Below are 15,164 nucleotides of genomic sequence, written 5' to 3' on the forward strand. Positions count from 1 at the left end.
GCTCGGCCGGGCGCCGGGCGGCCAAGCAGGGCGGGCGCGTTACGCGTTGTTCAGGTAGGCCAGGACCGCGAGCACTCGACGGTGTCCGCCGTCGGTGGCGGGTAGGCCCAGTTTCAGGAACACGTTGCCGATGTGCTTGCTCACCGCCCGTTCGGTCACCACCAGGGTCGCGGCGATGGTGGTGTTGTCGTGGCCCTCGGCCATCAGCGCGAGGACCTCGCGCTCGCGTGGGGTGAGGGAGTCCACCGGCGAGTCGCGGCGGCGGGTGAGCAGCTCGGTGACCACCTCCGGGTCGAGTGCGGTGCCGCCGGCGGCGACCCGGTCCAGCGCGTCGAGGAACTCCTCGACGCGGCCTATTCTGTCCTTGAGCAGGTAGCCGATCGCGCCGGCGCCGGCGCCGAGCAGTTCGGTCGCGTAGGACGCCTCCACGTACTGGGAGAGCACGAGAACCGGCAGCCCGGGTATCGCTGCCCGGGCAGCGAGCGCGGCCCGCAGGCCCTCGTCCCGGAATCCCGGCGGCATCCGCACATCGAGCACGGCGATGTCCGGTCGGCGCTCGATGATCGTGGGCACCACCGCCGGTCCGTCGTCGGCGACGCCGACCACCTGGTGGCCGGCGGACGTCAACAGCAGGACGAGGCCCTCACGGAGCAGGGCGTTGTCCTCGCCGATCACCACACGCACGGCAGCTCCACATCGATCACGGTCGGCCCGCCGACGGGGCTGGTCACGGTCATTGTGCCGTCGAGCGCGGCGACCCGGCGGCGCATGCCGAGCAGTCCCGAACCACCGACCAGCGGGACGGAGGTGCTCGGCCTCTCCTCGGCTCCGCCGCACCCCTCGTCGCGGATGATCACTTGCAGGCCGGCGCGGGTGTGTGCGAGACGGACCTCGGCGTGCTCGGCCCCGCTGTGCTTCGCCGCGTTCGTCAGCGCCTCGGCGACGACGAAGTACGCCGCGGCCTCCACCGCTGCCGGTGCGCGGGGGGCATTGTCTGTCGCGTCGGTGGTGATACCGACGGAAAGGCCGCTGCCGGCGGCCAACGCCCGGAGCGCCCCGGCGAGCCCGCGGTCGGTGAGGATCGGCGGGTGGATGCCGCGCACGACATGTCGGAGCTCGGCCAGAGCCTCCTCGGCCTGGTCCTGGGCATCGTCGAGAAGCCGGCGCGCCGTTGCCGGGTCGGCGTCGTAGGCGCGGCGGGCCAGCCCGAGCCGCATGGACAACGCCACCAGCCGGGCCTGGGTGCCGTCGTGCAGGTCCCGTTCGATGCGCCGCAGCTCGGCGTCGTGGGCGGAGAGGGCATCCGCCCGGGTAACAGTCAGCTTTTCCACCCGTTCGGTCAGCAGGGCCTTCGGTGTGGGGCGCAGCAGCCGCGCGGACCAGGCAGCGTCCCGGTCGGCGAGCCGTCCGATCAGCGGGAGGACGAACGGCTGCCGGCCGAGCAGCCCGGACCACACCCCGTCGACGGCCAGGCCGACCGGCCACAGCGGCAGTGCCAGGCACACCAGCCAGCCGTAGAGGTACTGGGCGACCATCCAGCGCAGGTCGGCGTAGGTGCCGGGGTCGTGCACCGCGTGACGTAGCCGCCGCCGCAGCGGCCCCGTCAACGGCAGGTACGCCTCGGGAATCCGTTCTCCGCGCCAGGCGCCCGCCCAGGTGCGCTTCGCACCCGCCCAGCGACGCATGAGCAGCACCGTCTCGGGGAGCATCGCGACGCCCACCACCGCCACCGTGGCGATCACCGTGCACAGCAGCACGGTGATGAACAGGTACGAACCGAAGGTCAGACCGGCGGATGCGGCCAGATAGACCGTGGCCCGGCCCGCCCGTCTCACCGCCTCACGCATGGCACCCAGCGTAGGCGTCGGCGTCCGGCCGGAGATGGCTGGACTCCGCCTGGACGTGGCGGATGGTGTAGCGGGCTACACCATCGATTCGGGACCGCGCACCCTCGTGACCGGATCTCACGGACGGCATTGTTGAGAACGAATTCAGAAGCCGTCGACCGGCGGCGACGCCCCCGCCGGACAAGTAGGGAGATCCTTCAGTGGCGACCTTTCTCCATCGGCTGGGCCGGTTGTCGTTCCGGCGGCGCCGGGCCGTTCTCCTGCTGTGGATCGTGGTACTCGCCACAGCCGGAATCGGTGCTGTTCTCGCGCCATCCGCGCCCGATGACGGTTTCGCCATTCCCGGTACCGAATCACAGCGCGCCTTCGACCTCCTGGAGGAGCGCTTCCCGGGCCCCGCGGCGAACGGGGCCATCGCCCGGCTCATCTTCGTCGCTCCGGCCGGAGAGACACTGACGACACCGGATCACCGCGCCCAGGTCGCCGAGGTCCTGGCGCGGGCGGCCGACGGGCCGCAGGTCACCGTGGCGGCTGACCCGTTCCAGGCCGGGGCGGTGAGCGCTGACGGAGAAACCGCCTACGCCACCGTCACCTACTCGGTACCCAGTGCGGATCTGACCAACGCGAGCAAGGACGGCCTGCGCGCCGCTGTCGCGGACGGGCAGGCCGCCGGGCTGACAGTCGAGGTGGGCGGCGACGCCCTGACCACCCGTCCCGCTGCGGGCGGCGCCGCTGAGGCACTCGGCATCGCCGTCGCCGCCGTCGTCCTGCTCGTGACCTTCGGATCGCTCGCCGCGGCCGGCCTTCCGCTGCTCACCGCGCTCATCGGGGTCGGCATCGGATCCGCCGGGCTGCTGGCACTGGGCAGCACCCTGGGGCTGTCCGCGACGACAGGCACCCTGGCGACGATGCTCGGACTGGCCGTCGGCATCGACTATGCGCTGTTCATCGTCTCCCGCTACCGCGAGGAGCGGTCGCGGGGCCACGACGCACTGGAGGCCGCGGGACTGGCCACCGGGACAGCCGGATCATCGGTGGTCTTCGCCGGGCTGACCGTGGTCATCGCGCTGGCGGGCCTCTTCGTGGTCGGTGTCCCGACCCTGACCAAGATGGGCCTGGCCGCGGCGGGAACGACAGTCGTGGCGGTGCTGGTCGCCATCACTCTGGTGCCCGCGCTGCTCGGCTTCTTCCAGCACGCCGTGCTGCCGCGCCGGGAGCGTCGGCAGGCCCGGCGCGCCGCCCGCCTGGCCGCCGCAGGCGTCCACCACGACACCAACGACACCAACGGCATAAACGGCATGAACGGCATGAACGGCGCAACGGTCACCCCAGATGGCCGCCGCCGTGGCCGCAACGGTCGGAACGGCCGGGCCGACCGCGTCAACCTGGGTGCCCGGTGGGCGCGCCTGGTGCTGCGTCATCCTCGCGGGGTGCTCCTCCTGAGCGTCGTCGCGCTCGCCGCCATCGCCGTCCCCGTTCTGGACATGCAACTCGGCACGGCCGGAGACGAAGCGAAGCCGACCTCAACCACCGAACGCCGCGCCTACGACGCGCTCGCCGACGGCTTCGGCCCCGGTTTCAACGGCCCGCTGACCATCGTCGTCGACGCCGCCGGCGCACCGGCACCCCGCGACGCGGTGAACGAGATCACCACGCGGGTCCGAGCCACCGCCGGGATCGTCTCGGTGTCGGAGGCCAGGTACAACAACGCGGGTGACACCGCCGTGCTGACCGCCATCCCCGCCAGCGCCCCCAGCGACAGGAACACCTCGGACGTCGTACACGCCATCCGGGCACAGCGCGCCGCCGCCGAGTCCGTCACCGGCGCCACCTTTCAGGTCACCGGCACCACCGCGGTGAACATCGACGTCGCGCAGAAGGTGCGGGATGCTCTTGTCCCCTACCTGGCGGTCGTGGTCGGACTGGCCTTCCTGCTGTTGCTCGTCCTCTTCCGCTCGGTCCTCGTCCCCATCAAGGCAGCGTTCGGCTTCCTGCTCTCCGTGCTCGCGGCGATCGGCGCGGTCGTGGTGGTCTTCCAGTGGGGCTGGGGCGCCGACCTCCTCGGTCTGGAGCAGACCGGCCCGATCATGAGCATGATGCCGATCTTCATGGTGGGTATCGTCTTCGGCCTGGCGATGGACTACGAGGTCTTCCTCTGCTCGCGAATCCGCGAGGCCCACGTCCACGGCGCGGACGCCGACGCGGCGATCGTGGCCGGGTTCGGCCACAGCGCCCGCGTCGTGGTCGCCGCAGCCCTGATCATGATGGCAGTCTTCGGTGGCTTCGTCGGCGGCGACGAACCGATCATCAAGATGATCGGTTTCGGACTGGCCACAGCCGTCCTGCTGGACGCCTTCATCGTCCGCATGACGATCGTGCCCGCCGTCCTCACCCTCCTCGGCTCCAAGGCGTGGTGGATCCCCCGCTGGCTGGACCGGCTGCTCCCCCGCATCGACGTCGAGGGCGCGGCCCTGCACCGCGCGACCCCGGCAGCAATCCACCCCGAGCGGGGCTCGCACGAGACGGCCGGAATCCGCTGACAGCCGGGGCCCGCTGACAGCAGCCGGCATGGTCGCCGGTTGCTGGTCGACCCTGCCGGCGTCGAGCGCGCCTCCCGGGAGCAGGTGGCGGCGGCGGGCGGCCCGCGCTGCCGAGGTTCGCCCGCGACGCCCTGGACAGGGCCGTGGTCAGGCGTCCCCCGTGCCGCTGTGGCAGTCCTGGTTCCCGGGCCTGAGCAGGTCGGCCAGCGCCCGCAGCGCCTCCTTCACCCGGTCGACGTCGTCCGGGTCGGTGCTGTCGATCGCGGTGGCCACCGCGGTGTCGATCTCGGCCGGCGGGCGGGCATCGGCACGCTCGAGCGTCGCCGCGGTGAGACGAACGAGGGTGCGGCGCCGGTCGCGCGGGTCGGTCACGGTCTCGACGGCGCCCGCCTCCCGCAGCCGGGCGACGCACACCGAGACCTGGCTCTGGGGGAAGCGGACGCGGGCGGCGATGTCGGAGATCGAGGTGTCCGGGTTCTCGAAGACGTCGAACACGATCGCGCGGGTCGGAGCGGACATCTGGCGGAAGCCGATCTCGGGCATCGACTGCTCGCCCAGCTTCATCAGCTGGCGCCCCAGCTGGAAGAGCTCGAATCCGTCCATGCCCCGAAGCTACATCAACATCGATGCATAACTCTTGATGCAATCGCCGAGATCGGGTTATGGTCAGCGCGCCCCGGCCGCCTCCGGCCGACTGTGATGGGACGTCATGCTGATCCGGCTGCTTCCGCGCTACCTCCGCCCCTACCGGCGGATGGCTCTCGTCGTGCTGCTGCTCCAGGTCGGCCAGGCAGCCGGCGCCCTGTACCTGCCGGCGCTGAGCGCCGACGTCATCGACCACGGAGTTCTCGCCGGCGACACCGGCTACATCGTGCGGCTCGGCGGACTGATGGTCGCGGTGTCGTTCGGCCAGCTCGTCTGCGCGGTCGCCGCCGCGGTGCTGGGTGCGCGGGTGGCCACCTACCTGGCCCGTGACCTGCGCGCGGAGGTCTTCGAACGGGTGCTCGCCTTCTCCGCGCGGGAGCTCGACCGGTTCGGCGCCGCGTCCCTGAGCATCCGGGCCACCAACGACGTCCAGCAGATCCAGATGCTCGTCCAGCTCACGCTCACCTTCATGATCACAGCGCCGATCATGTGCGTGGGTGGGATCGCCTTCGCGCTCGGCGAGGACGCCGTGCTGTCGCTGCTGCTGGCCGTGGTGATACCGGTGCTGGGCCTGGCGATCTGGCTGATCCTGCGGGGCATGACGCCACTGTCGGAGGCGCTGCAGAGCGCGATCGACACGGTCAACCGGATCCTGGGGGAGCAGATCGCCGGTCTGCGGGTGACCCGGGCCTTCGTCCGCGAGGACCACGAGCGGGCGCGGTTCGCGTCGGTGAACCGCCAGCTCACCGACGTGTCGGTACGGCTGGGTCAGCTCACGGCACTGATCTTCCCGGTGATCACCGCGGTGGGCAGCCTGGCCGGGGTCGCCGTGGTGTGGTTCGGCGCCGGGCGGGTCGACTCGGGAGCAATCGGGGTGGGGGCGCTGACGGCGTTCCTCGGCTACGTGCTGCAGATCCTCGGTGCGGCCATCATGGCCACCTTCCTGCTGCGGCAGCTGCCGCGGGCCGAGGTCTGCGCGCAGCGCATCGACGAGGTTCTGGCCACCTCCTCGACCGCCCTCCCGCCGGACCGGCCGGTCATGGCGCTGCCCTCCCCCGGCCTGGTCGAGCTGCGCCGCGTCGGGTTCCGCTACCCGGGCGCGGAGGCGGCCGTGCTGCGCGAGGTCGACCTGGTCGCCGAACCGGGGCAGACGGTCGCGGTCATCGGTGGTACGGGCAGCGGGAAGAGCCTGCTGTTGCGCCTGATCCCCCGGCTGGCCGACGTCACCGAGGGCGAGGTGCGGGTGGGCGGGCTCGACGTCCGGGCGCTGGGCGGTGCCGCGCTGCGCGAGGCGATCGGCTACGTCCCCCAGCGCCCGTACCTGTTCTCGGGAACGGTCGCCACGAACCTGCGCCTGGCCGACCCGGACGCCTCCGACGCTGACCTGTGGCGGGCGCTGGAGATCGCGCAGGCCCGCGAGTTCGTCGAGGCGCTGCCCGAGGGACTGGCCGCACCGATCACCCAGGGCGGCACGAACGTCTCCGGCGGTCAACGCCAGCGGCTCGCCATCGCACGCGCCCTGGTCGGTCGGCCCGCGATCTATCTGTTCGACGACGCGTTCGGCGCGCTGGACTACGCCACCGACGCCCGGCTGCGAGCGGCGCTGGCCCAGGAGACCGCCGGCGCCACAGTGATCATCGTGGCGCAGCGGGTGAGCACCATTCGCGACGCCGACCGCATCCTCGTGCTCGACGCGGGGCGCGTGGTCGGCGACGGCACCCACCACCAGCTGCTGGCCGGCAACCCGACCTACCGCGAGATCGTGCTGTCCCAGATGTCCGCCGCGGAGGCGGCGTGAGTCCCCGGCCCGTCACGACCCGCCGGCCGACCACCACGCGGCGGCTGGGCCGGGTCGTGGGGCGCGAGCGCCGGATGCTGGTCGGGCTCCTGGTCTTCGGCCTGCTCAACGTCGCCCTCACCGCGGCCGGGCCGTGGCTGCTGGGCCGGGCGACCGACCTGGTCCTCGGTGGCGCCCTCGGACGCCGCTTCCAGGCCGGCACCACGGCGGACGGCGCCATCGAGCGACTGCGCGCCGAAGGCCACGGGACGCTCGCGGACGTGCTGGGCACGGTGCCCTTCACCCCGGGCCACGGCGTGGACTTCGGGGCGGTCGGGCGGATGCTGCTCGCCGCCACCCTGGTCTACGTGGCTGCCGGCCTGTGCGGGGTGCTCCAGGCGTGGCTGGCCAACGTGGTCTCCCAACGGGTTCTCGAGCGGCTCCGCGACGAGGTCGAGGACAAGATCCACCGGGTTCCGCTGGAGTACTTCGACCGGCAGCGGCGGGGTGACGTGCTCAGCCGGGTCACCAACGACCTCGACAACCTGGGGCAGGCCCTCCAGCTTGTGCTCGGCCAGTTCGTGGTGCCGGGCCTGAGCATCGTCGGCATGCTCGCGGTGATGTTCTGGGTCTCCTGGCTGCTGGCACTGATCGCGCTGGTCACCGCGCCGCTGTCCGTCCTGGTCATGGCCCTGGTCGTCCGCCGGGCCCAGCCGGCCTATGCCCGGCAGTGGCGGCACACCGGCGAGCTGAACGGCCACATCGAGGAGATGTTCGCCGGCCACGCGCTGCTCAAGGTCTTCGGTCAGGAACAGGCGGCGTCCGAGACCTTCGCCGAGGGCAACGAGCAGCTGAGCCGGGCGACCGTCCGCGCCCAGTCGCTGTCCGGTGCGACCCAGCCGGCGATGATGTTCCTGAGCAACCTGAACTATGTCCTGATCGCGGTGGTGGGCGGCATGCAGGTCGCGGCCGGCGCGCTGACCGTGGGCGGCGTCCAGGCCTTCGTCCAGTACTCGCGGCAGTACAGCCAGCCCTTCTCCTACCTGGCCGGCATGTCCGGGATGGCGCAGTCCGGGCTGGCGTCGGCCGAGCGGGTCTTCGAGCTCCTCGACGCCCCCGAACAGGCCCCGGACGCCACCGAGCCGGCCCGCGTGGCTCGATCCGGTGTGGCTCGATCCGGCGGGGCGCCGGACAGGCTGGGCCGGGTGACGTTCGAGAACGTCTCGTTCCGCTACCGGCCCGACCGGCCGCTGATCAAGGATCTCCACCTGATCGCCGAACCGGGGCACACCGTGGCCATCGTCGGCTCGACCGGGGCCGGGAAGACGACGCTGGTCAATCTGCTCATGCGGTTCTACGAGATCGACGCCGGCCGGATCACCATCGACGGTGTCGACATCGCCACCATGACCCGCGGCGAGCTGCGTTCCCGGATCGGCATGGTCCTGCAGGACCCGTGGCTGTTCCAGGGCACCATCGCCGACAACATCGCCTACGGCCGGCCAGGGGCCACCCGTGCCGACATCGTGGCGGCGGCGACGGCGGCGCATGCCGACCGGTTCGTCCGGACCCTGCCCGACGGCTACGACACCCTCGTCGACGAGGACGGCGGGGCCGGGGTGAGCGCAGGGGAACGGCAGCTCCTCACGATCGCCCGAGCCTTCCTGACCGAGACCCCGATGCTGGTGCTGGACGAGGCGACCAGCTCTGTCGACACCCGCACCGAGCTCCTCATCCAGCGCGCCTCGGCCCGGCTGCGGGAAGGGCGGACAGCGTTCGTCATCGCCCACCGGCTCTCCACCATCCGCGACGCCGACACCATCGTCGTCATGGCCGGCGGCGCCATCGCCGAACAGGGCACCCACGACGAGCTGCTCGGCCGGGACGGCGCCTACGCCCGCCTCTACGCCGCGCAGTTCGCTCGGGCGCCGGCGGCGGAGGTCACCTGAGTGACGGCGTAGCGATCAGCCCCTTACCAGTGCCTCTTCAGACGGGAGGAGCGTATCCACGGTGGATACTCGTCCGAACTTCGTGATTTTCATCCCCGACCAGCTGCGTGCGGACGCGCTCGGTGTGTTCGGTAACCCGCATGTCCGCACTCCGAATCTCGACGCGCTGGCGGCACGGGGAACCCGGTTCACCAACGCCTATGTGCAGCATCCGGTGTGCGTGCCCAGTCGGGCGTCGTTCCTCACCGGCTGGTACCCCCATACGTCGGGCCATCGCAGCCAGAACCACCTGCTGCGGTCGCACGAGCCGAATCTGCTGCGCATCCTCAAGGACGCCGGGTACCACGTGACCTGGGCCGGCCGTCGCGGCGACACGTTCGCCCCCGGGGTCACCGAGGAAAGTGTGCACGAGTACGGGTACACCGAACCGCCTCCGGTCAGCGCCTACCGGCCCGAGCTGGCGACCTGGCCCGGCGGGGACCTGTGGGCGCGCCTGTTCTACTTCGGCCGGACGGCTGGCAACCTCGACCAGGACGAGGCCTCGATCCGTACCGCCGAGCAGATGCTGGCCGGCAAGCCGGGCACGCCGTGGGTGCTGTTCGTTCCGATCATCGCCCCGCACTGCCCCTTCCGCGCGCCTGAGCCATGGTTCTCGATGTACGACCGCGACGCGATGCCCGACCCGATTCCGCCAGGCGAGATCGAACCCCGGTACGTTCCGGCTCTCCGCGATCTGCACGGACTGGAACGGGTGACACCGCAGATGTGGCGCGAGGTGATCGCTACCTACTACGCCATGGTCTCGCGCATGGACGACCATCTCGGGAGAGTCCTGTCCGCCGTTGAGCGGACCGGAGAGGCCGACAACACGGTCACGATGTTCTTCGCCGACCACGGCGAGTATCTCGGAGACTTCGGCCTGATCGAGAAGTGGCCCTCGGCGATGCACCCCTGTATCACTCGCGATCCTCTGGTCATCGCCGGTGCCGGGCTGCCCGAGGGCCAGGTCCACGACGGAATGGTGGAACTCGTCGACGTCCTGCCCACCGTGCTCGACCTGGCCGGCGTGACCGCGCCGCACCGGCACTTCGGACGCAGCCTGTTGCCGGTTCTGCGCGACCCCCGCTCCGAGCACCGCGAGTACGCCTTTACCGAGGGGGGCTTCACCGTTGAGGAGGAACCGCAGCTGGAGGTATCTCCCTTCCCCTACGACCTGAAAACCGCCCTGCAGCACGATCAACCCGAGCTGGTCGGCAAGGCCACCGCGGTACGGGACAGAGAATGGACCTATGTGTGGCGGCTGTACGATCCGCCGGAGCTGTACCACCGGGCAGAGGATCCCGATGAGCGATACAATCTCGCCGGCCGCCCGGAACATGCCGACGTGGAGCACCGCATGAGCCAGGCACTGCTGCACTGGCTGATCGCCACCACCGACGTCATTCCCGCCGACGCCGACCCACGTATGCCTGACGTCGACCTACCCGCTCCACAATCCGTCAGCCCGTAGCCGACGTCCGGCTCGCTACTTGCGCGCATCAGTAACTCTGTACTAAGATTCCACGTATTCCGCGGTGGCGCACGCAGGGTCACACAGGGCCAGGGTTCAGTCCCGTAGACATGTCGATTGTCGAGCCGTTGTAACCGCGCCGCGCCGATCAAGGGCAGCCGCGGATTTCAAGTCGCCGCCGGCCGTTTCCTGACGACATCTGAACTTCAGAGCCTCGTTGGCGTGTCCCGATTTTCCGCGACACGAGTCGACCCAAACGCAGAATACCAGCGAAGTGCTCGCCGGCGGCATATTCCGACGGGAGGACTGTCATGCCCATCGCTCTGGATCGCCGTACACGTCGCGATGCCGACCTGCGCCACATCGACCTGGAGGATTTTCTTACCCGGGACTTCCCGGGGCTCGTCACGCGCCACGGTCCTCTCGTGGCGCGCGGGATCGCCTATTTACAGGCACCCCCGCTCGCCATCGAGATCGGTGCGTCCTCCTGGTCGTTCGGGAGCGACGGCACGACCCTGGTCGCCTCCCGCGGCACGGTCGGGGGCGCTCTGATCGTGACGTTCGACGAGGCTGACTTCTCCGACTGGGCGCAGAACCAGCGATCGTTCAACGCGATGCTGACGGCGCGCGAACTGCGCTACCGCGGCGGGTCCGAACTGGACGTCTCCGTGTGGGACTCGCTCTGGCTGACGCTGCTCGAAGGCTGGCCGGTCGTCGACGACGCGATCGAGTTCGTTGATCGCCGAGGAGTCCCGCTCGACCTCGGGCGCGTCTTCACCCCGGCCGACGAGCCGGAGGACGTCGCACATTTCCTGCGCGAGGCCGGTTACCTTCACCTGCGGAACTGGTTGGACCCGGCGAACATGAAGGACATCTCCTCCGACATCGACCAGGCGCTCCCCGACTACCGCGAGGGTGACGGTCGTTCCTGGTGGGCGACCGTCAAGGACGGCAGCCGCCACTGTGTCCGGCTACAGGAGTTCATCGCCCACTCCCCCACGACCGCGGCGATCCTGCACGGCGAACGCTGGGACCACCTGCGCGGCGTCCTGGCCGGCGACGACCTGCTCGAACAGCGTCCGGGTGGTCGCGGTCCCGAAGCGCTCATCAAGCCGATCGGCGTCACGGTCGGCGCGTCGGACGTGAGCTTTCATCGCGACTGCCACTTCGGCCGCCACGCCTATAACTGCTCGAACCTGGTCACCGGGATCGCAGTCACCGGAAGCGGCGTGACGAACGGCCAGCTCCGCGTCATCGCCGGATCCCACCGCGTGCTGATGCCGGTGGAGATCGCCAGTTCCCGGCCTTACCTGCCCGTCGTCGCCGTACCAACCGAGCCGGGCGACGTCACCGTGCACCTGACCTGCACCCTCCACGAGTCGACCCCGCCCCTCGTCGAGGAACGGCGCGTCCTCTACACCGGGTTCTCCCTTGCTCCACGCGCAGACGATGCCGGGGGCGACGGCGCGACCGACGGTGGTCACGCCCTCGCCGCGCTACGTGAGCGGATCTCCCAGATCCTCCTCGACGACGCCCCCCGGACGTGACGGTGGGCAACAGACGTCCGACGACTCGTCATCCTCCTGGGGAAAGAGCGCACGCCCTGCGCACGTTGTTCAGGCACGCCGGAGACGGCAGACGGCTGCTCGTCGGCGGCTACGCGCTCATCCTCGTCGACGCGGTCGCGCAGAGTCTCACGCCCGCGGTGTTCCGGGTCGTGCTGGACCGCATCCAGCAGGACCCGCGCCAGTTTCTTCACGACGGCTGGCAGGGGCCCGTCATTGCGGCGGCCGCCATCTCCGCGACCTTCCTCGTGGCGGCCTACCTCGCCCACACCTGGTGCCGTCGCGGCGCGACGCGATGGGCGAACAACCTGCGGCGCGCCCTGTACGAGCACGTCCAACGGCTGTCGCTGGACTTCTTCCACCGCTCACGGGTCGGCGACGTCGCCGCCGCGATCAACCAGGACATCGAGCGCCTCGAGGTGACGGTCTGGCAGGGCCTGACGGTGTGGTGGGCGCTGGCGGTCCTGGTCATCTCGGTGGGTCTCATCGCCTGGGTCGACGCCTGGATGGCCCTGATGGCGCTCGCCCTGCTCGCGGTGGCCGTCGGGTGGACACTGCTGGTGCTCCCGCGGCTTCGCCGCCACAGCCGCGACATCCGCGACGAACTCGGCCGCACCTCCGGAACGCTCGCCGAGATGCTCGGCGTGAACACGCTCCTCAAGGCGTTCAACGCCGAGGAGGACGCCCTGCGCCAGGTGCGCGGTGGCACCGACCGGGTGCGGGCCGGGTCCGAGGCCCTGGCCCGGCTCCAGCACCGCTACGCCGACCCGCTCGGCTTCCACCTGTCGTTCGTCGCGCCGTTCCTGCTCCTGTTCGTCGGCGCGTGGCGGACCGCGTCGGGCACGCTCTCCCTCGGCGACGTCGTCGCCGTCTGGGGCTTCTGGCTGCGCGGGTCGAGTTCGCTGACCGTCGTCATGACCAGCCTGCCCGAGGTGCTGGCCGGCCTGGCCGCCGGGGAACGGGCCGCGAAGCTGTTCCAGGAGCGACCCGCGGTGAGTGATCCCCCGAGCGCCCCGGCACTCGCCGCCGCCCGGGGCGGCATCGCCTTCGAACAGGTCTCGTTCGCCTATCCCGGACGGCAGTCGCACCTGGTGCTCGACGGCTTCGACCTGACGATCACCCCGGGGCGCAGCGTCGCGCTCGTCGGCCCGTCCGGCGCCGGCAAGTCCACCATCACCCAGCTGCTGCTCCGACTGTTCGACCCCACCGAGGGCCGGGTGACCATCGACGGCCAGAACCTCCGTGAGGTAACCCAGGCCTCGGTGCGTGCCGCGGTGGGAGTGGTCTTCCAGGAGTCGGTACTGATCAGCGGGTCGCTGGCGCGCAACCTGCGCCTCGCCCAGCCGACCGCCACCGACCAGGACATCAAGGCCGCGCTCGAGGCGGCCAACGCCTGGGGGTTCGTCCGCACCTGGGAGAACGGCATTCACACGGAGCTCGGTGAACGCGGCGTCCTGCTCTCCGGCGGGCAGCGCCAGCGCCTCGCCATCGCCCGGGTGATGCTGAAGGATCCCCCCATCGTCGTGCTCGACGAGGCGACCAGCGCGCTCGACGCCGGCAGCGAGCGCCTCGTGCTCGACGCCCTGGAGCGGCTCCTGTCCGGGAGGACGTCACTGGTCATCGCCCACCGGATCGCCACCATCCGCCACTGCGACCAGATCGTCGTGATGGAACGCGGGCGGGTCGCCGACGCCGGCACCCACGCCGCACTGCTCCAGTCCTCGACGACCTACCGCTCGTACTGCCGCGAGCAGTCGGTGGCCTGATTCACACGGCGTCTACGCACCATCAGAGCCAGCACCGCCCCGGTCGCGGCGACTCCGGCGGTGAACAGCAGGCCGTGGGAGTATCCGGCATCGCGATAGAAACGGGTGCCATGGACCACCTGGCTGTCCCGGGCGAGGATGACGAACGCCAGCTGGCTGAGGACGGACTGGGTCACCCCTTGTGCCATGGACTGGGCACCGTTGGCCAGTGCCTGCTCGGCGGGATGCACCGCCTGGATGACCAGGAGGGGAATCGTGGCCACCACCAGGCCCATGCCTACCGCGGCCACGGCACCGAAGAGCATCAGCTGCGGCACCGTCTGGTGATGTGCGGAGATCAGGCCGTATCCCCCGGCGAGGAGCAGACCGCCGGCGGCCAGGAGGAGCCAGGCGTCGAACCTGCGGACGAAGATCCCGGCCGCGACCGCCCCCGCGAGGATCAGCACGCTGCTGGGCGCGTTGATCAGCGCGTTCCTGGTCGCGGAGAATCCCAGGCCGTCGGAGACGCCGGGGATCGCCGGCATGAGGGCGAGCAGGAACATCACCGTGCCGACGGCGTACGCCGCGCCTCCGACCAGGGACGTCGTCAGCAGCATGGTCCAGACCGGCCGTCGCCGCAGCAGGGGAAGTGGGATCAGGGGGTGAGGCACCCGGCTTTCGACGGCGGCGAAGCCGGCCACCGCGGCGAGACCGCCTCCGACGAAGACGAAGGTGCGGGCACTGGTCCAGCCCCAGTCGGCGCCTTCACCGATGCCGTAGACGACCGCGGTCAGCCCGCCGCCGAGCAGGAGCCCGCCCAGCCAGTCGATCCGGGTGCGTTCCTCGCGCACGGGACTCTCGGGGACAAGCAGCACGAGCGCGGCGAGGCTGACCGCGCTGGCGGCGGCCATGAACCACAGCGCGCCACGGAAACCGAAATCGTCGACGAGCCACGCGGACAGGAACGGGCCCCCCAGCGCGACCAGCCCGACACCGCCGCCCAGCAGACCGCTGGCCGGGCCGACGAGCCGGCGTGGGAAGACGTCACGGACCATCGAATAGGCGATGGCCCCGATCGGTCCATAGCATCCGGCGATGCCGCGTCCGATCAGCAGCATGGAGTAGTTCGCCGCCAGGGCGGCGATGAGGTCTCCTACCAGGCCGAGAACGGTGATGACCACCATCACACGTTTCTTGCCGTGTATCGCCGCGGCCTTGACCGCGAAGGGCGTGGCGAAGGTGCCGACCAGCGCCGTGATCAGCGTGAACCACGAGATCCTGGTTGTGTGGAAATGTGTGGCGATCTCGGCCTGGATATTTCCCGACAGCAGGCCGACCAGCCCCAGAAGCTGCGATGCCCACATCAGGACTACCAGAACAACGCCATATCGCGCGTTGAAGCCGGCTGGTTCCGATTCCATCTGGGACGACACCGTGGTGACCGTCATGAACGGCTCCTGTTTTTGAATAGTCGAACCCCGAACACACGGGGAACGCCGACAGCGCCGCATCGGGTCGACAGCAGAACGACAGAGATCGAAAAACACCTGCCCGTCGAACCACTCTTCGTGACGGAGTGGCCCCGG

General features: G+C 70.5%; 10 protein-coding genes. 6 read left to right on the top strand and 4 right to left on the bottom strand.

Going from position 1 to position 15,164, the window contains the following annotated elements:
- Positions 1-39: 39 nt before the first annotated feature.
- Both AB1460_RS08575 and AB1460_RS08580 read right to left on the bottom strand, forming a co-directional pair.
- Positions 40-684, bottom strand: coding sequence for a response regulator (locus AB1460_RS08575; protein ID WP_071088627.1), 645 nt, complete (start codon positions 682-684; stop codon positions 40-42).
- Positions 672-1,847: a sensor histidine kinase gene (locus AB1460_RS08580; RefSeq protein ID WP_368960136.1), complete on the bottom strand. Its 1,176-nt coding sequence runs from the start codon at positions 1,845-1,847 to the stop codon at positions 672-674. Before AB1460_RS08580 ends, AB1460_RS08575 begins: the two co-directional genes overlap by 13 nt.
- Positions 1,848-2,047: 200 nt before the next feature.
- Here AB1460_RS08580 and AB1460_RS08585 point away from each other — a divergent pair, with 200 nt between their 5' ends.
- Complete coding sequence (locus tag AB1460_RS08585) at positions 2,048-4,387, top strand: MMPL family transporter (RefSeq protein WP_368960138.1); 2,340 nt, start codon at positions 2,048-2,050, stop codon at positions 4,385-4,387.
- Between the two features lie 147 nt (positions 4,388-4,534).
- Here the strand turns inward: AB1460_RS08585 and AB1460_RS08590 are convergent, their stop codons facing one another.
- Positions 4,535-4,990 carry a MarR family winged helix-turn-helix transcriptional regulator gene (locus AB1460_RS08590; protein WP_368960140.1) on the bottom strand — a complete coding sequence of 152 codons (456 nt, stop codon included), beginning with the start codon at positions 4,988-4,990 and terminating at the stop codon, positions 4,535-4,537.
- Between the two features lie 106 nt (positions 4,991-5,096).
- On the opposite strand from AB1460_RS08590, the gene AB1460_RS08595 reads away from it, so the two are divergent.
- From AB1460_RS08595 to AB1460_RS08615, 5 genes are all read left to right on the top strand, one after another.
- Positions 5,097-6,830 (top strand): ABC transporter ATP-binding protein, encoded by a 1,734-nt coding sequence (locus AB1460_RS08595; RefSeq protein WP_368960141.1) that lies wholly within the window; start codon positions 5,097-5,099, stop codon positions 6,828-6,830.
- On the top strand, positions 6,827-8,758 hold the full coding sequence (locus AB1460_RS08600) for an ABC transporter ATP-binding protein (RefSeq protein WP_368960142.1): 1,932 nt from the start codon (positions 6,827-6,829) through the stop codon (positions 8,756-8,758). Before AB1460_RS08595 ends, AB1460_RS08600 begins: the two co-directional genes overlap by 4 nt.
- 61 nt (positions 8,759-8,819) lie before the next feature.
- The gene (locus tag AB1460_RS08605) at positions 8,820-10,268 is read left to right on the top strand and encodes a sulfatase-like hydrolase/transferase (RefSeq protein ID WP_368960144.1); all 1,449 of its coding nucleotides are present in this window, start codon (positions 8,820-8,822) and stop codon (positions 10,266-10,268) included.
- Between the two features lie 311 nt (positions 10,269-10,579).
- On the top strand, positions 10,580-11,815 hold the full coding sequence (locus tag AB1460_RS08610; RefSeq protein WP_368960146.1) for a phytanoyl-CoA dioxygenase family protein: 1,236 nt from the start codon (positions 10,580-10,582) through the stop codon (positions 11,813-11,815).
- Positions 11,816-11,880: 65 nt separating this feature from the next.
- A complete protein-coding gene (locus tag AB1460_RS08615; RefSeq protein WP_368960148.1) occupies positions 11,881-13,599 on the top strand; it encodes an ABC transporter ATP-binding protein in 1,719 nt (572 codons plus the stop codon).
- Here AB1460_RS08615 and AB1460_RS08620 read toward each other — a convergent pair.
- Entirely contained in the window at positions 13,563-15,026 is a 1,464-nt protein-coding gene (locus AB1460_RS08620) for an MFS transporter (RefSeq protein ID WP_368960149.1), read from the bottom strand. The genes AB1460_RS08615 and AB1460_RS08620 overlap by 37 nt on opposite strands.
- Between the last annotated feature and the right edge of the window lie 138 nt (positions 15,027-15,164).

Origin of the sequence: Parafrankia sp. FMc2, from assembly GCF_041008525.1 — a bacterium.
Taxonomy (GTDB): Bacteria; Actinomycetota; Actinomycetes; order Frankiales; family Frankiaceae; genus Parafrankia.

What these genes read in the sequence shown, in the direction of transcription:
- AB1460_RS08580 (WP_368960136.1), bottom strand. Translation starts at nt 1,847, where the DNA reads ATGCGTGAGGCGGTGAGACGGGCGGGCCGGGCCACGGTCTATCTGGCC.
- AB1460_RS08590 (WP_368960140.1), bottom strand. Translation starts at nt 4,990, where the DNA reads ATGGACGGATTCGAGCTCTTCCAGCTGGGGCGCCAGCTGATGAAGCTG.
- AB1460_RS08595 (WP_368960141.1), top strand. Translation starts at nt 5,097, where the DNA reads ATGCTGATCCGGCTGCTTCCGCGCTACCTCCGCCCCTACCGGCGGATG.
- AB1460_RS08610 (WP_368960146.1), top strand. Translation starts at nt 10,580, where the DNA reads ATGCCCATCGCTCTGGATCGCCGTACACGTCGCGATGCCGACCTGCGC.
- AB1460_RS08620 (WP_368960149.1), bottom strand. Translation starts at nt 15,026, where the DNA reads ATGACGGTCACCACGGTGTCGTCCCAGATGGAATCGGAACCAGCCGGC.